12 protein-coding genes are annotated in these 18,716 nt (G+C 57.7%); 7 read left to right on the top strand and 5 right to left on the bottom strand.

What is annotated here, in order from left to right:
- Window positions 1-5: 5 nt before the first annotated feature.
- From AC1D1M_RS02270 to AC1D1M_RS02255, 4 genes are all read left to right on the top strand, one after another.
- Window positions 6-1,406 carry a DUF1329 domain-containing protein gene (locus AC1D1M_RS02270; RefSeq protein WP_477774329.1) on the top strand — a complete coding sequence of 467 codons (1,401 nt, stop codon included), beginning with the start codon at window positions 6-8 and terminating at the stop codon, window positions 1,404-1,406.
- A gap of 74 nt (window positions 1,407-1,480) precedes the next feature.
- Window positions 1,481-2,353: an SDR family NAD(P)-dependent oxidoreductase gene (locus AC1D1M_RS02265; RefSeq protein WP_477774328.1), complete on the top strand. Its 873-nt coding sequence runs from the start codon at window positions 1,481-1,483 to the stop codon at window positions 2,351-2,353.
- Window positions 2,354-2,808: 455 nt separating this feature from the next.
- Window positions 2,809-4,281: a multiheme c-type cytochrome gene (locus AC1D1M_RS02260; RefSeq protein ID WP_477774327.1), complete on the top strand. Its 1,473-nt coding sequence runs from the start codon at window positions 2,809-2,811 to the stop codon at window positions 4,279-4,281.
- 186 nt (window positions 4,282-4,467) lie between these two features.
- Window positions 4,468-6,591 (top strand): TonB-dependent receptor, encoded by a 2,124-nt coding sequence (locus AC1D1M_RS02255; protein WP_477774326.1) that lies wholly within the window; start codon window positions 4,468-4,470, stop codon window positions 6,589-6,591.
- Window positions 6,592-6,721: 130 nt separating this feature from the next.
- Here the strand turns inward: AC1D1M_RS02255 and AC1D1M_RS02250 are convergent, their stop codons facing one another.
- Together AC1D1M_RS02250 and AC1D1M_RS02245 are read right to left on the bottom strand one after the other, a co-directional pair.
- Entirely contained in the window at window positions 6,722-7,855 is a 1,134-nt protein-coding gene (locus AC1D1M_RS02250; RefSeq protein ID WP_477774325.1) for an ATP-binding response regulator, read from the bottom strand.
- 117 nt (window positions 7,856-7,972) lie between these two features.
- Window positions 7,973-12,835 carry a HAMP domain-containing protein gene (locus AC1D1M_RS02245; protein WP_477774324.1) on the bottom strand — a complete coding sequence of 1,621 codons (4,863 nt, stop codon included), beginning with the start codon at window positions 12,833-12,835 and terminating at the stop codon, window positions 7,973-7,975.
- A gap of 298 nt (window positions 12,836-13,133) precedes the next feature.
- Here AC1D1M_RS02245 and AC1D1M_RS02240 point away from each other — a divergent pair, with 298 nt between their 5' ends.
- Entirely contained in the window at window positions 13,134-13,775 is a 642-nt protein-coding gene (locus AC1D1M_RS02240; protein WP_477774323.1) for a response regulator, read from the top strand.
- A 262-nt stretch (window positions 13,776-14,037) separates the two neighbouring features.
- Window positions 14,038-14,337 (top strand): hypothetical protein, encoded by a 300-nt coding sequence (locus AC1D1M_RS02235; RefSeq protein WP_477774322.1) that lies wholly within the window; start codon window positions 14,038-14,040, stop codon window positions 14,335-14,337.
- A gap of 280 nt (window positions 14,338-14,617) precedes the next feature.
- Here AC1D1M_RS02235 and AC1D1M_RS02230 read toward each other — a convergent pair whose 3' ends face one another.
- Window positions 14,618-15,271: a hypothetical protein gene (locus AC1D1M_RS02230; RefSeq protein WP_477774321.1), complete on the bottom strand. Its 654-nt coding sequence runs from the start codon at window positions 15,269-15,271 to the stop codon at window positions 14,618-14,620.
- A gap of 277 nt (window positions 15,272-15,548) precedes the next feature.
- A complete protein-coding gene (locus AC1D1M_RS02225) occupies window positions 15,549-15,827 on the bottom strand; it encodes a DUF2790 domain-containing protein (RefSeq protein WP_477774320.1) in 279 nt (92 codons plus the stop codon).
- 577 nt (window positions 15,828-16,404) lie between these two features.
- On the opposite strand from AC1D1M_RS02225, the gene AC1D1M_RS02220 reads away from it, so the two are divergent.
- Entirely contained in the window at window positions 16,405-17,109 is a 705-nt protein-coding gene (locus AC1D1M_RS02220) for a response regulator (protein ID WP_477774319.1), read from the top strand.
- Here AC1D1M_RS02220 and AC1D1M_RS02215 read toward each other — a convergent pair.
- The gene (locus AC1D1M_RS02215) at window positions 17,099-18,586 is read right to left on the bottom strand and encodes a sensor histidine kinase (RefSeq protein WP_477774318.1); all 1,488 of its coding nucleotides are present in this window, start codon (window positions 18,584-18,586) and stop codon (window positions 17,099-17,101) included. The genes AC1D1M_RS02220 and AC1D1M_RS02215 overlap by 11 nt on opposite strands.
- Window positions 18,587-18,716 lie beyond the last annotated feature (130 nt).

Below are 18,716 nucleotides of genomic sequence, written 5' to 3'. Positions count from 1 at the left end.
AAGCGATGAAGGCTTTGATTTTTCGTGCAAGTCTGCTCGGCGTCGGCGTTCTGACCGCATTGAGTCCATCGGCCTGGGCCAGGGTTTCGCCCGAGGAAGCGGCGAAGCTCGGCCACGAACTGACCTGCGCCGGCGCGGAACGTGCCGGTAATACCGAGGGCACCATCCCGGCTTTTTCCGGCAAGTGGGTGGGCACGCCCGACACCGTGAAATACGAGGGCACCGGGCATTTCTGGCCCAACCCTTATGCCGCCGAAAAACCGCTGTTCGACATCACCGCGAAAAACATGTCGCAGTATGCCGACAAGCTCACCGATGGGCAGAAGGCATTGCTGACCAAGTACCCGGATACCTTCCACATTCCGGTCTATACCAGCCACCGCGATTTCGACTTCCCCGAGTGGGTGTGTGCGGCGTTCAAGAAAAACGCGGTCACGGCCCAGGTGGTCGACGATGGTTTGGGCTTGGCAGCGGTCACCGGATCGAGCCCGTTTCCCATTCCGAAAACCGGCCTGGAGCTGCTCTGGAACATCAACAACACCGGTGCTCAGCCTTACACCACGGAAGTCACCACCCAGGAACTGGTGGTGTACCCGGACGGCAATCTGGCCTGGGGTGAAACCCTGTCCAAATTCCTCGGGCTTCGCAGTGATCCCGGGGTCATGCGCGATACGGCCGATGCCGGTTCCAAGTACGGCAGGCTCAATGCATTGTCCCTGACCAAAACCATCCTGCCGCTGCGCGACAAGGGCAGCGTGAACGTCTCACTGGAGTCCTTCAACTACAAGGAAAGTCCGCGTGACGTGTACCTCTACAACCCGGGAACCCGACGGGTTCGACAGGCGCCTTCGTTTGGTTTTGACATGCCGCTGGGCGTCGGTGGATTCCGGGTGGTGGACGAGCACCACATGTTCAACGGTTCACCTGAGCGTTACGACTGGAAGATCGTCGGCAAGAAGGAAATCTACATTCCCTGGAACGCCTACAGCACCAACCAGAGCGACGTGAAAATGGCCGACCTGGCCAAATACAAAGGCCATATCAATACCGACTTCATGCGCTTCGAACTGCAACGTGTGTGGGTGCTGGAAGCCACGCTCAAGGAAGGCTTCCGTCACCAGTATTCCAAGCGCGTGTTCTACATCAACGAGGACACCTGGTCGGCGGTGATGACCGACCAGTACGACGGTCGCGGTCAGCTGTGGCGCACGGTGCTGGGTAACTGGATGTGGGCCTACGAGACACAAACGCCGTACTGGGGCATCGCCGCGCACCAGGACCTGATCTCCGGTGCCTACCTGATCGACAACGTGCCGAACGAACGTGGGGCGCCGTTGCTCAACGCCAGCAAGGATTGGACGCCGGCGATGTTCACTGCCGAAGCTGCGGCACGGGCCGGACACTGATCTTCACGCAACAGCAAAGCCATCGTCTCGATACGGGGATGGCTTTGCACCCGACTTGAATCCAAGGAATAGCCATGACTCAAACATCTAAAAAACTGGCCGGGAAGGTTGCACTGGTCACCGGAGCCAGCCGCGGCATTGGTCGCGCCATCGCCCAGCGTTTCGCGGCAGAAGGGGCGACCGTGGTGGTGAGCGCACGCAGCCTCGAGCAGACCGCCAGCCTGCCGGGGACATTGGCCGAGACGGTCGAACTGATCAGGCAGTCCGGTGGCCAGGCCATTCCATTGGCGGCCGACCTGGAGCTACCCGCTGAGCGCGACGCCCTGGTAGCTCGCGCCGTCGCTGTCGCGGGTGGCCTGGATATCCTGGTCAACAACGCGGGCTTCGCCGAGTATTGCGACGTCGAAACGATGCCGTTCAGTGTGTACGAGCGCACGCTCGATCACTACTTGCGGGTGCCATTCGCCCTGAGCCAGGCGGCAATACCCTTGATGCGGGCACGGGGTGGTGGCTGGATTCTCAACCTGGGATCGGTGACTGCTCTGCCACCGCTGCGTCCTTATGGCGATTTCGAACGATTCGGCGGGATCTCCGTCTATGCTGCGGCAAAGGCGGCCATCAACCGGTTCACCCAGAGCCTGGCGGCTGAGCTTGAGGCCGACAATATTGCGGTGAACACCGTGGGGCCCAGCACCGCGATTCGTACCCCTGGCGGCGGGCGCTATATCCCCGACGACTACCCGACCGAGCCCGTCGAGTACCTGGTGGAAACCGCTTTGGCGTTGTGCCATTTACCCGCTCGCGAGCGGACCGGGCTGATCACTCACAGCCTGCACTTTCCTTTGGCTCACGCACTGCCGGTCTTCACCCTCGACGGCCGCGAGAGGTTGCCGGCTCCGGTCATTCCTGCATGGGCGCATCCGGCTATCGAATCGACAGGTGCATAAGTAAAGCAGGTTGCAGCGATGGAGTCGGCGGCCCAAGTGACGGTTCAGATCTGAGCGGCTCATTAAATCCGGGGGAGCAGTTCGGCTATCGGATGTTGTGTGGCGGTTGTACCGCAGGATTGGCCCTTGGTCTGAATCCCCCCGATTTCGGAGTGAATTCCCCCCGCTAATGGGCGCGATTCCCCAGCAGGATTCGCGTCTCCATCAACTCGGGAATTTCAAATTCCGAGCAATGTTTGCGGGGCGTTCAGGTGTGCCGACAAATATTGTTACATCTGTGGCAGGGTAATTGCTGAGTGAGGCTATCCCGTTCATGAAAGGTGTCGGGACGCCGTGGAGCTGTAAGTACCCCCATTGAGTGATTGATGTAACCGTCGGGTTGCATCTCGAAATACCCCTGGCTACTCAATGGACGTGCTGCGGTCATCCTCTGCAACTGTCCAGGGGAAGTCGTTATGAAGCACTCCAAGTCAGCGCTGCACCGGTTATCGGCCTTGATCATTCCATGGACGCTGGTTTGCCTGCTCACGGTAACGCTGGTGGCGGCGGATGAGCCTCAGGGCAATGACAGTCAAAGCAATGAGAAGTGGCTGGAGCCGGCACGCTCCAGGCTCATGCATGTGATTGGCGGGATGCCGTTCTTTCCGCATCGGGCCAATACCCCCGGCAACCTGGTTTTGAATGTGAAGGACTTCGACAATGCCCAGGTCTGTGGCGCTTGCCATACAGAGATTTACAAGCAGTGGCGCTCGTCGATGATGTCCCAGGCCTGGGATGAACCCATCTATCGGGCCTTGCTCAAGCGTGCGAGTTCGGCCACCGAGGGGAAGGTCGATAACTTCTGCACTGGCTGCCATACCCCGATCGGTCTCACGACCGGGCAGATCAATTCGCAAGTCAACCGCTCCTCGATTGAAGACAGCGCGAAGAATCATCCGATGCCCGGGGTCGATTGCGAGACCTGCCACAACATCAGTGCCCGCACGGGCCTCGATAACGGCGCCTATGTCCTGAGTCCGCGAGCACACGGTAAACCGACCAAGTTCGGCCCGCGCAAGGATGCCGTTTCGCCTTATCACGACACCGTGTATTCCGCTCTGCACACCCGTTCGGACTTTTGCGGCACCTGCCACAACGTCACGCACCCCTTCAGCAGCGTGGCGGTGGAGCGCACCTATGACGAATGGCAGGAGAGCACCTACAGCCTTAACAATGTGACTTGCCAGAGCTGCCATATGGCGGGTTTTGCGGGCAAGGCCGCGATCATGGGGCCAGACCGCGAGGAGGTCGCCTCGCATTGGTTCAGCGGTGCCAACGCGATGATGCTCAAGCATCTCGGTCAGGAGGAGGGCGCGCAACGCGCACGCGACATGCTCGCGCGCGCCGGGGACATAAAGTTTCAGCAAGTGCCGGCAGCCATGACGCCCGGGCAATACACCTCGGTAGCGGTCAAAGTGACCAACGTCGGCGCCGGGCACAAGCTGCCGACCGGCTTTCCCGAGGGTCGGGAGATGTGGATCGATTTCCGGGTGCAGGATGCCAGTGGTCGGGAGATCTATCGCCTGGGTTCGATCAAGGACGGCAAGACCGAGGTCAACACGCGAAATTTCAAGGTGCACATAGGCGACAAGGACGGCAATCCGCTGGACGTCGAGGTCTGGAATGCCACGCAGATTCTCTCGGACAACCGCATTCTGCCCAAGGGCTACGATATCGGGGAGTTCTCCTTCCTGGTGCCGGCCGACGCCGTCGGGCCGCTGACCCTGACAGCCGATCTGAACTACTGGCCGTTTTCCCAGAAACTGGCCGACTACCTGCTCGGCAAGGATAAAGTGCAGGTGGAAATCACCCGGATGGCCAACGTCACGCAGAGCGTACCCCTGTCGACCAGCGTGTCAGTTGTCGGGCGTGATACGGCGCACTTTTAGGAGGGCTGTGTCGACGTCGGGGCAGGTCTCTGACATTTTTCGGGGTCAAAACCATCATGAGTTGAGGGCTTACGGGCAGACGTGAGGGGGTGAGCTGTAGCGCCAACAATTTGTACCGGAATGATATGTATTTACTTACAAAAGATAATCGTTATTATTCGCGCGATCATTCATACAAAGGTGTCCATGGTGGCTCGATCGCGCATTTACCCAGCCTCTCTGTCGTTGCTGGGTGTTCTGGTTGTACCTGATTTACAGGCAGAAACGGAGTCTGCTCTAACCCTACCGGCAACCGCTGTGAACAGTGAGTACAACGAGCAAAGCTACATGTCGACCGAGAGCAGGAGCGCGCTGAAGATCGATGCGCCGCTACGAGATATCCCGCAAACCGTCAACGTAGTTCCCCAGAGCGTCATCAAGGATCAGGGGGCTCAGTCGATGGAAGACGTGCTGAAGAATGTCCCCGGTATCGGCCTGTCCAATGGTGACGGCCAGCGCGATCAGGTCACCATCCGTGGTTTCAGTGCCATTGGCGACATGTACATCGATGGCATTCGCGACGATGCGCTGTACTTCCGGGATCTGTCCAACGTCGAGCGGGTGGAAGTGATCAAGGGGCCGGCTGCGGTGCTCTATGGCCGAGGTTCATCTGGTGGCCTGATCAACAGCATCAGCAAGACACCCAACTTCGCACCCAAGCAGGAGATCGGCGTCAGTGTCGACAGCGAGGGCAAAAAACGCACTCAGTTCGATGCCGGTTGGGCCGATCAGCAGCAAGGCGATAAAGCCTTTCGTGTGACAGGTGCACTGGAGAACAGCGACACCTTCCGGGATGACGGCTACATCGACCGCAAGGCCATCGCGCCTTCGGCTTACTTCAAACTCTCGGATGATCTGGAACTGAATCTGGGCGCTAACTATCTGTATGACAAGCGCCTGATCGACTTCGGCATCCCGGCACAAGGCGACCGGCCGGTCGATGTGGACCGCGACAAGCGCTTCGGTGCCGCCGACCCGGATGATGACTATACCCGCAGTGAAGTGTTCTCGTTCACGGCGGGTGTCGACTACCGGATCAACGACGATTTCAGCCTGAGCAATACCAGTCGCTACTACCACTACGACCTGGATCGCAACAACACACTCGCTGACTCCAGCCCGACACGTTTCGTCACTGCTCCCAATGGTGAACTGCTGGTAAAACTCAACCGCGGCAACGTGCAGCGCAAGGAGGACGGGTGGTTCAATCAGACCGAACTCAAGCAGCGCGCCGTGCTTGCCGGGATGAACCATAACCTGCTCTATGGTGTGGAACTGGGGCGCCAGGTGAAGGACCAGTCCGTATTCAGCCAATCCAATGTGGCCAGGGTGCCGGTGTACCGCGATGCCCTGGTCGACGTGCCGTTCCAGGCCAACCGGCAAACCGCCAAGGGTACCAATACCCAGGACACCGCCGGCTTCTACATACAGGACCTGATCGAACTGGCGCCACAGTGGAAGGCTCTGCTGGGTGTGCGTTACGACGTGTTCGATCAGGAATACGCCGATGACCTGACGCACAGCGAGCTGTCCCGCACCGATACGACCTGGAGTCCGCGAGTCGGTCTGGTCTACCAGCCTGATCAAGTGCAGTCCTATTACGTCTCGGTGAGCCGTTCCTACCAACCCTCCGCCGAGATGTTCGCCCTGAGTACGACGAACCAGGATCTTGAACCAGAGGAGACCACCAACTTCGAGATCGGAGGCAAGTGGGACCTGCTCGACAATCGCCTGGCGTTGACGGCGGCGCTGTTCCGCCTGGAACGCACCAATATGAAAACCAGCGATCCGGCGAACCCGACCAAACTGGTGCTTGCCGGTGAGCAGCGCACCGATGGCCTTGAGCTGACCGCCAGTGGGCAGTTGAGTGACAAATGGCAGGTCTATGCCGGTTACGCCTATCTGGATGCCGAGATCACCAAGTCCAACAGTTTTACCAACGGTGTCGCCAACGAAGGTCAGGTGCCCACCTTGACGCCGCGCCACAGCGCCAACCTGTGGTTGGTGCGTTCGCTGACGCAAACCTGGCGTGTGGGCATGGGGGCCAACTATGTCGATGATCGCTACACCGCGCTGGATAACAATGTGGTCATGCCGGCTTACACAACCGTGGACGCCGCGCTGCTGTACAACGAGCCGAAATGGGACATGGCCCTGCGTCTGCGCAACGTTTTCGACAAGGACTATTACGCTTCGGCGCATGGTTCGGTGGATCTGATCACGCCCGGTGCCCCACGGACGCTGGAGCTGAGCACCAACTATCGTTTCTGAGTACAGACCTGAAGAACAGGCGTCCGGCATTGTCGGGCGTTTGTTTGGGGGATTGCCCCCTGAAGGGACAGTCAGTTTCCAAGGGGCGGGAGCTGTACTCACCATCCATAGCCTTTCAGTGCCATCCGGGTCAGTCGAGTGGCAGCGATATCGTTAATCTCGTTCCTTTGTCCGGTGCGCTGTCGATCGTGAATTCCCCGCCCAGCATGCTGATGCGTTCCTTCATTCCCACCAACCCGAACGAGTTCAATTTTTTGCGGTCCGTCATGCCTACGCCATTGTCGTTGATCAGCAGGTAAAGCCGACGGCCCTCCTTGTAGAATTCGATATGCACCTGTGTCGCTTGCGCGTGCCGGGCAATATTCGACAGCGATTCCTGCACGATGCGGAACAGAGTCGTGGCGGATCTTTCATTCAGATCGCAACGGAAATTTTCGTCTTTCGCCGACATCGTGCAATCGATCGCGCTGCGCTGCCGGAACTCTTCAAGTTGCCACTCGATCGCTGCCTGCAATCCCAGATCGAGTACGGGCGGCCGAAGATCATTGATGATGCTGCGGACACTGCGGATGGCTGTATCGAGGTGATTCAGAGCATCGCTGGCCTTTTCGTTGAGCTTGGGGTGCATGGTACTGGTGCGCGCCTGCAACATGGAGACATCGATGCGCAACGCCAGCAGACTCTGTCCCAGCTCGTCATGGATGTCGCGTGCGATCCGCTTTCGCTCTTCTTCCTTGATGTGCTCCTGATAGGAGGCCAGTTCGCGCAACTGCAGCTTCGATTGCAGCAATTCTTCGGCCTGCATCGTCAGTTTGCGCTGCAGGTAGAACAGGTCGACAAACACCTGAATCTTGGCGCGAAGAACTTCGGCCACAATCGGCGAGAAGATGTAATCCACTGCGCCGGACGTATAACCGCGGAAACGCTCGGAATCCGTGTCGGCCTCAGCTGTGACGAAGATAATGGGCGTGTGGGCCGACTTCGGGCGGCCGTGAATGAGTGCAGCGGTCTCAAAACCGTCCATCACTGGCATTTTCACGTCGAGCAGAATGACGGCGAAGTCGCGCTGCAATAGCAGGCGCAGCGCCTCGCGTCCGGAAGTCGCCGTGGCAATATCGAGGCCCATGTCGGCAATCACTGCGGCGAGCGCCGTAAGCTTGGCGGGATTGTCATCCACCAGCAACACGGATGCTGGCACGCCATCAGGCGGGAGCGGGTGCCGCACCTGGGCTCTCTCTTTGAATACCGGGGGTTCCTGCTGCATATTAATGCCACTTCGCTTTGCGCTGGCGCCTCTTGCCGTTACGGCAGCACCGGTAAAATCGAGCCGGCCTTGCGCACTTTGCCACCTTTGCTGTCGCGCAATGAGCGCGGTACAGAGTCATCGATAGAGCCATTTGCGCATCAGTGACAGCAGCTGGTCGGTATCCACCGGCTTGCTGACATAGTCCGAGGCTCCTGCCTCGATGCACTTTTCACGGTCACCCATCATCGCCTTGGCCGTCAGCGCAATCATGGGCAGAGTTTCAAATCTTTTGAATGTACGGATCTGGCGCATGGTTTCAAAGCCATCCATCTCGGGCATCATGATGTCCATCAGCACGATGTCGGTATCGGGCTGCAGCTGCAGCAGTTCTATGGCGGTTCGGCCGTTTTCGGCCGTGGCCACCAGCATTTTGTTGCACTCAAGCACGCTGGTCAGGGCAAAAATATTGCGCACGTCATCATCGACTACCAGGGCCTTTTTACCCTCGAGACTGTCCGAACCCTCATAGAGTTTTTCCAGCATCCTGCGCTGGGTCTGCGGCAGCCTGGCTACGACGCGGTGTAGAAACAGCGCGGTTTCGTCGAGTATGCGCTCCGGGGATTGAACTGCCTTGATGACGCCCTTGCCGAGCAGCGTCCTGAAACGCTCGTGTTCCGGCTTGGTCAGTGTCTCTGCACCATAGACGACGATCGGCAATTCACGCATTGCGTGGTCTTCCTGCAACGCCTCGAGAAACCTGATGCCGGATGCGTCGGGCAGTTTGAGATTGATTGCCATGCAGTCGTAACGTTTCTTTGCCAGCTTCTTCAAGGCTTCAGCGCCGCTGGCGGTCGTTGCGATTTTCACGTCGGTGTTGCCGAGTAGTTCGAGGATGCGGGCGCGGTTCTCTTCGTCGCCGTCGATGAGCAGCAGACTCCTGGTCTTGCGCCGCGCAAATGCCACGATGCCGACCAGCGCATTTTGAATCTCGTCGGCTGTGACCGGCTTGAGCAGATAGTCGAAAGCGCCATAACGCAGCCCGCGTGTGCGGTCGTCGGCGATCGAGATGATCTGGACCGGGATGTGACGCGTGGCGAAATTGCGCTTCAACTGCTCGAGTAGCGACCAACCATCGATGTCCGTCAGGCCCGGGTCTAGCGTGATCGCGGCGGGTTTGAAGCGCTCGACAAGCTCCAGTGCATCCGCACCACGGGTCGTGACGATAGCCTTGAACCCCTTCTGGCGCGCGGCCTCGAGCAGAATGCTGGCGAATCGGGCGTCGCCCTCGAGCATCAGCAGCACTTGGTCCCCGGGCAGGACAGACTCGCGGTCGTCCAGTATCTGTACAGACGGGCCTGACATGAGGTCGCGTTTAAATTGGCCAGGTACTGTCTCTGTCGCTGATTCGTCTAGCGTCTGACGCTGGGCATCCTGTGTACGCAAGGGCACGTACAGCGCGAAAGTACTGCCCTTGCCGATCTCACCGGGGATCAGCCGCAGCTCACCGCCCAGGCGGTGTGCGAGCTCGCGGCTGATCGACAGGCCGAGGCCGGTGCCGCCGTATTTTCGTGAGGTTCCGGTATCCGCTTGCTGGAATGCTTCGAAGATGAGCTTCTGCTTGCCGGCAGATACGCCGATACCGGTGTCGGTGACCACGAAGGAAACCACCGCATCGGCGCGATTCAGTTCGCTGCGATCCACGCTCCACCCGGACACAGCGAGCGCGATGCTGATCTTGACGCTGCCTTGCTCGGTGAACTTGAAGGCGTTGGACAGCAGGTTCTTGACCACCTGCAGCAGGCGCTTTTCGTCGGTCCAGATGAAGGGGGGCAGGGTAGGTGCCAGTTCAATCGTGAAGGTGAGGCCTCGGCTTTCGGCGACCGGCCGGAAGGTGCGTTCGATCTGGTCGTGCAGATCGGCGAACAGCGCTTCATTCAGATCCAGTGTGACCGTACCCGACTCGATCTTGGACAGATAGAGAATCTCGTCGATCAGCTCCAGCAGGTCTTTGCCCGCGCTACGGATGGTCTTGGCATATTCGACCTGCCTGGGCGTGAGATTGTGTTCCGCGTTGTCGCTGAGCTGCCGGGCCAGGATCAGCAAACTGTTCAATGGCGTTCTGAGCTCATGGGACATACTGGAGAGGAATTCGGACTTGTACTTCGAGGTCAGCGTCAGCTGCTCCGCCTTCTCCTCCAGCGACAGCTTGGTGATTTCGACTTCACGGTTCTTGCGCTCGACTTCGGCTTTCTGCTCCGCCAGCAGTCCAGCCTTGTCCCCCAGTTCCTCGTTGGTCTGTCTCAATTCCTCTTGTTGCCTTTGCAGCTCCTGCGCCAGCGATTGCGACTGCTTGAGCAGTTCTTCGGTACGCATATTGGCTTCGATCGTGTTGAGCACGATCCCAATCGATTCAGCAAGCTGATCAAGGAAGGTTTGATGAATGATGCTGTAGCGCGTGAACGAAGCCATTTCGACGACGGCCTTGACCTTGTTCTCGAACAGGATCGGCAACACGATGATATTCAGCGGGGCGGCCGCACCCAGTCCCGATGAAATCGCGACGTAATTGGCGGGTACATCGGTCAGCAGGATGCGCCGCTTCTCGTAGGCGCATTGCCCGACCAGGCCCTCGCCGAGCCGCCACTCATCGTTCACATTGATGTTGCCCTTGTACGCATAAGCCGACAGCAGTTTGAGTTTCGCAGGATCGGGCGGGCTCTCGTTCATCATGTAGAACACACCGTGCTGGGCGTTGATCAGCGGAGCCAGTTCAGACAGCACCATCTTGGAAACTGCCGCCAGATCGCGCTGGCCCTGCAGCAGACGGTTGAATTTCGCGAGATTGCTCTTGAGCCAATCCTGCTCCGCGTTTTGCCGCGTGGTTTCCCGCAGGTTGCGGATCATCTCGTTGACGTTGTCCTTCAATTCCGCCACTTCACCCTTTGCTTCCACCTCCACGTAACGAGTCAGATCGCCCTTGGTCACGGCAGTCGCCACGTCGGCAATGGCGCGCACCTGATTGGTCAGGTTGGCCGCCAGACCGTTCACGTTGTCGGTCAGATCGCGCCAGGTGCCGGCAGCACCCGGCACGTTGGCCTGGCCCCCGAGCTTGCCCTCGACCCCCACTTCACGAGCCACCGAGGTCACCTGATCGGAGAACAGCGCCAGCGTATCGGTCATACCGTTGATGGTATCGGCCAGTTCGGCGATCTCGCCCTTGGCTTCCAGTGTCAGTTTCTTTTTCATGTCGCCGTTGGCTACTGCGGTCACCACTTTCGCGATGCCTCGCACCTGGCTGGTCAGGTTGGCCGCCATGAAGTTCACGTTTTCGGTCAAATCCCTCCAGGTGCCGGACACGCCTTGCACCTGTGCCTGTCCCCCGAGCTTTCCTTCGGTGCCGACTTCGCGCGCCACCCGCGTCACTTCGGCGGCAAAGCTATTGAGCTGGTCCACCATGGTGTTGATGGTGTTTTTCAGCTCCATGATTTCGCCCTTGGCTTCCACGGTAATCTTGCGCCCCAGGTCGCCTTTGGCCACCGCCGTCGTCACGTCGGCGATGTTGCGGACCTGATTGGTCAGGTTGGCCGCCATGCTGTTGACCGAGTCGGTCAAGTCTTTCCAGGTTCCACCGACGCCCGTCACCTTGGCCTGGCCACCGAGCTTGCCGTCGGTCCCCACTTCGCGAGCCATGCGCGTCACTTCGTCGGCAAAGGTCGAGAGCTGGTCCACCATTGTGTTGATGGTTTCCTTGAGTTGGAGAATTTCACCCTTCGCTTCGGCTGTGATCTTGCGTGACAGGTCGCCGTTGGCCACCGCCGTCGTCACGTCGGCGATGTTGCGCACCTGGGTGGTCAGGTTGGCCGCCATGCCGTTGACCGAATTGGTCAAGTCCTTCCAGGTACCGGACACGCCGGTCACTTCGGCCTGTCCGCCCAGTTTGCCTTCGGTACCGACTTCCAGCGCGACGCGTGTCACCTCCGAGGCGAAGCTGGAGAGCTGGTCGACCATCGTGTTGATAGTGTTTTTCAGTTCGAGAATCTCGCCCTTGGCCTCAACGGTAATTTTCTTGCCGAGGTCGCCGCGCGCCACCGCCGTCGTCACCTGTGCGAGGTTGCGCACCTGGGTGGTCAGGTTGGCCGCCATGCCGTTGACCGATTCGGTCAGGTCGCGCCAGGTGCCTGATACGCCACGCACTTCCGCCTGACCGCCCAACTTGCCTTCGGTACCGACTTCCAGAGCCACGCGGGTCACCTCCGCAGCGAAGCTCGAAAGCTGGCCGACCATCGTGTTGATGGTGTTTTTCAGCTCGAGAATCTCACCCCTGACTTCGACGGTAATTGTCTTGCCCAGATCGCCTTTGGCCACCGCGGTTGTCACGTAAGCGATGTTGCGCATCTGGGTGGTCAGATTGGCGGCCATGTCGTTGACGGAGTCGGTCAGATCTTTCCAGGTGCCGGATACCCCTTTGACATTGGCCTGCCCACCGAGAATCCCTTCAGTGCCGACTTCGCGCGCCACGCGGGTCACCTCGGAAGCGAAGGAGCCCAGTCGCGTCACCATGGTGTTCACGATCTCGGCGGATTTGAGGAACTGGCCCCGGAGTTTCAGGCCGTCGAGTACCGGTGGTACCTGCTGGCTCAGATTACCCTCGGCAACCGAACCGATAACGCGAATCATCTCGTTCATCGGGCTGATGAGGTCGCTGGTGAGCGCATTGCTCGAGTTGACGATCTTTTGCCATGAGCCTTTCACCATCGGCAGTTCGATACGCTCATCGACCTTGCCCTGCTTGCCGATCAGTCGCGCCACGCGTTCGAATTCGGTAGCGGTGTCGGCCGCCATGTCGATGATCTCGTTGAGCGTGTCGGCGATCTTGCCCGGCATGCCGGTCCAGTCTTCCGGCATTCGCGTGGTGAAGTCACCATTGCGCAACGCCTTCAGCGCTGTCAGCAACGTCTTCATGTCGAAAACTTCGATCGGTGTCGTCACTGTGGCCATGTCTATGTCCAGTCAAAATTGATGCCACGCGCAAGGCGTCATGCAGGAGCCGGCATTGCAGTATTGACCATGCTGAAAACTGAGCGTTGGCTTACGAAATATTAGCAAGGTTGGCGCAATGCCCCAGATCCTGGGGAAATTGGTCGGGAACAGGCCGTTCCAAGCGACAGCACCGGCAGTCCGGAGAAGTGAGCACTAACGCCTGAGGCAAAAAGTGCAAGTGTGCTCTGTGCCTGCTAACGTCAAACGCTGCAGCAGATTCCATGGCTTGCTGGCCACTGGTGAATGGAAAATACAGATGGTTGACCACAAAATCAGAGTCTTGCTGGTGGATGATCACAGCATCGTGCGTAATGGCGTGCGACGCATGTTGGAGACTGCCAACGAGATCGACGTTACGGGTGAAGCAGCGACGGCACAAGACGCAATGCTCCTGGTCCGGGAGCAGGATTTCGACGTGGCGCTGGTAGATATTCAGCTGCCCGACAAGACCGGCCTGCAACTCCTCAAGCTCATGCGTGCGGAGAAGCCCAAGCTCGCCGTTCTGATGTTGAGCATGCATTCGGTCGAGGCCTATGCGTTACGCGCAATCAAGCACGGCGCAGCGGGATACCTCACCAAGGATATTTCTGCAGCGACCCTGGTTACGGCAGTTCGCAAGGTGGCCTCAGGCGGCAAGCACGTCAGTCCTGAGCTGGCAGAAAAACTGGTCAACGCTATCGGCAGAGGCGACGGGGCACCCCACGAAGCGCTATCCGACCGGGAGCTTGAAGTCCTAAAGCTCCTCGCTTCAGGCGAGAGAATTGTCCGCATCGCTGAGATATTGCACTTGAGCCCGAGTACCGTCACGACGTACCGGGCACGTATCCTGGAAAAAACAGGAATGGACAGCAACGCGAAACTGGCCCGCTATGCACTCGAAAACGGCCTGTTAACTTAAAACACCCTGCCGTCCGACGCAGCCGAGCCACTCAATCGTTCTCGGCATCCTCCACACTCTGTGGCACATGCCCAGCTTCGCCGAAGCGTCGCCGGATCCAGCCTGCTTGTAGTGGAATCACTACAAGCGCTTGGCCGATATCGCCACAAAGAAGTCCTGCTAACGTCGATAGCGGGGTCCGTTCCAATCAAGCATATTTACCTCTCGGCAAATTTTCGTCCGCTGCATTCATGTTGAATCAATGTTCTAACTAGAGGACGTCATGATGATAGGTTATTGGTTATGTGCGTTGCTGTGGGGTGTGGTGCTGCTGGAGGAGATCCAACTCATGCCCCTTCAAGAATGGAAAGATGAGGGTCTGAAAAAGGTTCTGTTGTTGCGCCGGACCAGAACCCGGACCGGCTACTTTATTGCGTTGATCGCGGGCGCCATGTGCCTTTATAGCGAAATCCTGGTGGCGCCGGTCGATCAGAACATTTTCAATCTGGAGCTGATACTTGCCCTGTGTGGTGGTCTTTGGGGGGCTTATCTTTCCGTAGTCTGTATGAAGGGCAAGCGATAGACGCCTATCATCCGAGGTTAGCGGACGAGTTCCAGGCGCGCGGCATTATTGAACGGGATGAGCGAAAGGGTCTGAGGCGACGGAGCATAATGCCCGTGCTGTCGAGGCGGGTTCAACACACTGGATTTGGTGTAGGCGGGATCTTGGTTAAACCGGCGCTGGCAGCACCTTGGGTGCTGTCAGCGAGGCTTGAGGCTGCACACTTCTGTCAGCCGGTTTTTGTGAACTGCTAACAGCGGGATTTATTGGCTAAAGCTGAACTTCCTTGTTCAACCTGGCTTCACCATCCAGCCAGGGCGGCGTTTCCTGGTGACCAGGTGCCTCGCTCCATACGCGCTTCGGTGTCTTTGCTTTTTGCCCAGACAGTGAGCAGTACCATCATCCCGAAACCGCCGACGATGAGAACCGGATAGGCTGCCAGCAACTCCACCAGCGAGTACTTCCAGGCCAGCGGACGACCAACACCCAGCATGGCGGCATAGAACCACGACACGCCAGAGAGGGCGCCCGAGAACAGCGCCAGCATGCGCAGGCTGAAGGAAAGTTTGAGTAACGAACCGGCTTTTTTCAGCGCCGGCAATACAGCGCTATGCAACAGGTAGCCGTTAAAGGTCAACAGCACAACTATGCCGATCTTGGCTTGCAATTTTGGATTGAGGAAATATTCCATCCCCTTGCCGGCATAATCGATCCCGACAATGCCAATGCCCGTAATCCAAAGCGCTACAAGTGCAAGCGATACGGTTTTTTGAAGGCTTTCCATGTGCGCGTCATCTTGGTGACCTGACGCATCCCCCTTCAGGAGTTGCTTGACCATTGCAATGTCACTGGTCAAAACCAGCCCGATTGCAACGCAGCAGGCGATAAGATGAAAATATACAACGCCCAAACGCACATATTCCACGGTGGACGAAGAAAACATACTAAGTTCCATGGTGACCTCTTGTCTTCAATAGTGAATCAACTTGGCTCTCAGCACGGTTTGATTGGAATTTACCGTTACTGACTGCCATTTAGATCCAGCAGTTGTTATCAGTTAATCTTGCGACATTACGCCATCAAGATAATAGTGAATTTCGCGAATGAACTTTTAGTCATTCGAACATGTCCATTTTCAGGTAACAAAAAACATCATCCGCACTGAGTGCATATGAGGTTTAACTTCCGCTTCTGGGGAGGGCGGCGAGCCCGGAACCCGATCGACTAGTTGATCAGGCAATGCTGGTTGGGTCGGCGGGGCTTCCACCCCATTCGAGGAAACGGATCTTGTGAACCTCGCCCTCGCTGTCTTCGTAGACCAGGGTCACTGGTACCACGCCGGTCTTATCGGATGTATCGGTGCGCTGCAGTACCCGTTTCACATCGATTTCCATCCCGTAGTGGTATTCGACGGCTGAGACATGCGCGCCGGGTTCTTGCAGGCTGTTCTGGTCGAAGACACTGGGTGCGAGACTGGAAATCACGGCACTGACAATTGTGGTGATGCTCATAAGGCTTTACCTCTACTGACGTTTGCTTGACAAGGACCTAATGTGACACGTCGAGAAAGTGAAGTTCACTCTACCGCGACGAACGTGCCTGCCTGAAAAGCCTGTAGTGGCTGCAAACTCCCGGCAATTCCCCGCGCTTGACGCCTCTCGACCATTCGTCCTTTAACCCCCGTATTTGTTGGTCAAAGTCCATTTTTGAAGGAGGTCATGACATGTCATGACGGATTTTTCGCGCGGTGGTTGTGACGATACATGGACCGAAAACGCCTGCTATCGAGCCGGGGTTGTATGTACCTGAGCGCAGGAGAGCGACTGTTGGTCGGATGAAAGATGGGGCCGGGTTTTATGAGGCTATCTGTTTATTGACGTTTTTAATGGCCTTTTAAAACAATGGGTTGGCGTCTGAAAATCAGAATATTGTCATGGTGAATGCTTGTTGACGCTGGAATTTAGTCCGACCTAAGTCTGATTTCCGAACGCCTGGAGCCCGGGACATGTGACTGGCAACCGGCGTCATCCCCGGTTCCCTGCTATTAATCAATGAGTGTTCGAGTGCTGATCCTTTCGGGAGCGCGTCATGAATCCATCCATTCGCATCGGCATTGCCGACGATCATCCTATGTTGCGTGAGGGTGTTGCCAATACGTTGAGAAAACGGGCGGATCTGCAGGTCGTGGATCAGGGCGCCAATGCGCAAGATGCCATGGATATTGCCCGGCGGGTGCGTCCGGATGTGATGCTGATGGACGTCAATATGCCGGGCGATGTGTTCGCCGCGGTGCGGTTCATTTCCACTCAGCTGTCGAATGTGAAGGTGCTGATGCTGACGGTTTCAGAATCCGAAGACGACGCCTTTTTGGCACTGGAGGCCGGCGCGCGCGGGTATGTGTTGAAAGGTGTCAGCGGACCGGAACTGATCCTGGCGATCAGGTCGGTTGCCAGGGGTGAGACGTATATCACCCCCGAGTTCGCCAACAAACTGCTGAGTAACAACAAGAAGCACGAAGCGCAAATTCACACGATTGATCTGACCCATCGCGAGGAGGAGGTCATTCGTGAAGTTTCAAAGGGGCTGACCAATAGGGAGGTTGCGTCAAAGCTGATGATCAGCGAAAAAACCGTCAAGCACCACATGGGCTGCGTGATGCAGAAACTGCACGCCCGAAATCGTGTCGAAGCGGTCACGGCTCTACGGCATTACAGGGAGCGCGAAGCTGTCGGGCGACTTCACATCGGCGCAGCAAAAACACCAATGGATGCCGGAACGCCCCCTAGAGTTTGAACTGTGCATTTACCGACGTACCAGAGACGCTGGAGTCGATGCTGAACAACCCGCCCAGAGATTCAATGCGATAACGCAAACCGGCGAGCCCCAATCGGGTTCTGCCGGATGCCTCTTGCAGCATGGCGTCCGCCGCCATGCCTGGACCACTGTCCCTGACGCTGATGTTCAATACTTCGTCAATGTATTGCGCCTGGATGACCTGACCCTCACCGTTGGCATGCCGGTAAGCGTTGTTGAGGGCTTCTTGCACAAAACGGTACAAACAGAGTTTGAGCGGTAGTGGCGCGGACTTCGGTAGCAGCCCCAGGGCTAATGTGACCTTGGTGCCAGTGCGTTGCTCGTGCCGTTGCGCCACCAGTTGCAACTCTTCTACCAGGCTCAATTCATTAATTTCCGGAAGTGCCAGACCTCGCGATAAATCGCGGACCTCACGCAATGCGTCGGTGGCGGCGCCACGAATGGTTTCCAGCGACTCCTGATCGACAGCGGAGCAGTTTTCGGCCAGGTCGTCGAGCCGGATCAGAATCAAGGTCAATAACTGCGCTGGCCCATCGTGCAGGTCTGCACCAATGCGCCTCAAGGTGAGTTCGTTGACATGGGAAAACTCCTGGGTAGCCGTCGCCATCTTGCGCTGGAGTTCGGCATTGCTGATATGCAGACGGGTTTGCTCCTGCAGCCGTAGGCGCAGTGCCACTTGTTGTCGCTGGATGATCTTGTCACCGCGTCGCACGATGAAAAAAAGCAGCGTCAGCATTGCCAGGGTCGCGGCGCCAACGACCCCCCATACCTGCTCTCGGACGCGATTGATCTCGCGCTTCAGACTACCGGCCTTTTCATAAAATTCGCCCACCGCGATGACTTTCCTGGTGCTTGAATCGCGCAGGGGCGCGTAGATCTCATAGAGCGGCACGTTGAGCTTGCGCTCGAACTCGTTCTCATCCTCGTTCAGCCCTTCAAGGTCGGTGACAACTTTGCCCTTGAGTGCCTCGGTGATCTCATCCATCGGGAATTTGTGGTTGGTGATGGCTTTATTCGTGCTGTAGACCACCGTGCCATCCGCTCGCCAGATCTTGATCGAAACAATGTGATGTTTCAGCGAACGACTTTCGGTGAGGCGGTCCAGGGACTGGACACTTGCAGCCGAGAGGTTGTTGTCCCGGCTCATCTCCTGCACATAGGGCTCCAGAAACGTATCCATGTACTGAGCGCCTGCTTCTGCTGCGCTATTTACCGCGGCACTTTCTATTCGTGCGCTCACCAGTTTGCCGACGAAGAACATGGTCAGTCCCAGGATCACCGCAGCGGCAATGACAAACTGGGTCGAGCGACTCAGATTGCGCGCCTTGACCCTGATCCGTGTGCGCCAGATTCCATTGCGAGCCGCATCGGAAACAGGGGCTGGCTCGACCAGAGCCTCAGTCTCCAGCGCGGTAAAAGTCGCGTTTTCTGATTCGGCTTTTGCATCTTTTGCCATCGACATGGTTCCCTGATCATCGTGATAAGTCGGTTGGAAACCCTGCAACTCAGTGGATATCTGGAGATTGGCTGTGGGCGCCACGCCCATGATTGCGGTAACCGAGAGGCTCCGGTTACCGCCGCACGGC

This window comes from Pseudomonas sp. P1_F7, assembly GCF_056405655.1.
Note: the sequence above shows the minus strand (reverse complement) of the source record. Positions and strands in the feature narration are given on the sequence as shown.

Bases quoted from the DNA above. Each gene is read 5' to 3' on its own strand.
- AC1D1M_RS02270 (WP_477774329.1), top strand. From the start codon at position 6: ATGAAGGCTTTGATTTTTCGTGCAAGTCTGCTCGGCGTCGGCGTTCTG.
- AC1D1M_RS02265 (WP_477774328.1), top strand. From the start codon at position 1,481: ATGACTCAAACATCTAAAAAACTGGCCGGGAAGGTTGCACTGGTCACC.
- AC1D1M_RS02260 (WP_477774327.1), top strand. From the start codon at position 2,809: ATGAAGCACTCCAAGTCAGCGCTGCACCGGTTATCGGCCTTGATCATT.
- AC1D1M_RS02255 (WP_477774326.1), top strand. From the start codon at position 4,468: ATGGTGGCTCGATCGCGCATTTACCCAGCCTCTCTGTCGTTGCTGGGT.
- AC1D1M_RS02250 (WP_477774325.1), bottom strand. From the start codon at position 7,855: ATGCAGCAGGAACCCCCGGTATTCAAAGAGAGAGCCCAGGTGCGGCAC.
- AC1D1M_RS02245 (WP_477774324.1), bottom strand. From the start codon at position 12,835: ATGGCCACAGTGACGACACCGATCGAAGTTTTCGACATGAAGACGTTG.
- AC1D1M_RS02240 (WP_477774323.1), top strand. From the start codon at position 13,134: ATGGTTGACCACAAAATCAGAGTCTTGCTGGTGGATGATCACAGCATC.
- AC1D1M_RS02235 (WP_477774322.1), top strand. From the start codon at position 14,038: ATGATGATAGGTTATTGGTTATGTGCGTTGCTGTGGGGTGTGGTGCTG.
- AC1D1M_RS02230 (WP_477774321.1), bottom strand. From the start codon at position 15,271: ATGGAACTTAGTATGTTTTCTTCGTCCACCGTGGAATATGTGCGTTTG.
- AC1D1M_RS02225 (WP_477774320.1), bottom strand. From the start codon at position 15,827: ATGAGCATCACCACAATTGTCAGTGCCGTGATTTCCAGTCTCGCACCC.
- AC1D1M_RS02220 (WP_477774319.1), top strand. From the start codon at position 16,405: ATGAATCCATCCATTCGCATCGGCATTGCCGACGATCATCCTATGTTG.
- AC1D1M_RS02215 (WP_477774318.1), bottom strand. From the start codon at position 18,586: ATGGCAAAAGATGCAAAAGCCGAATCAGAAAACGCGACTTTTACCGCG.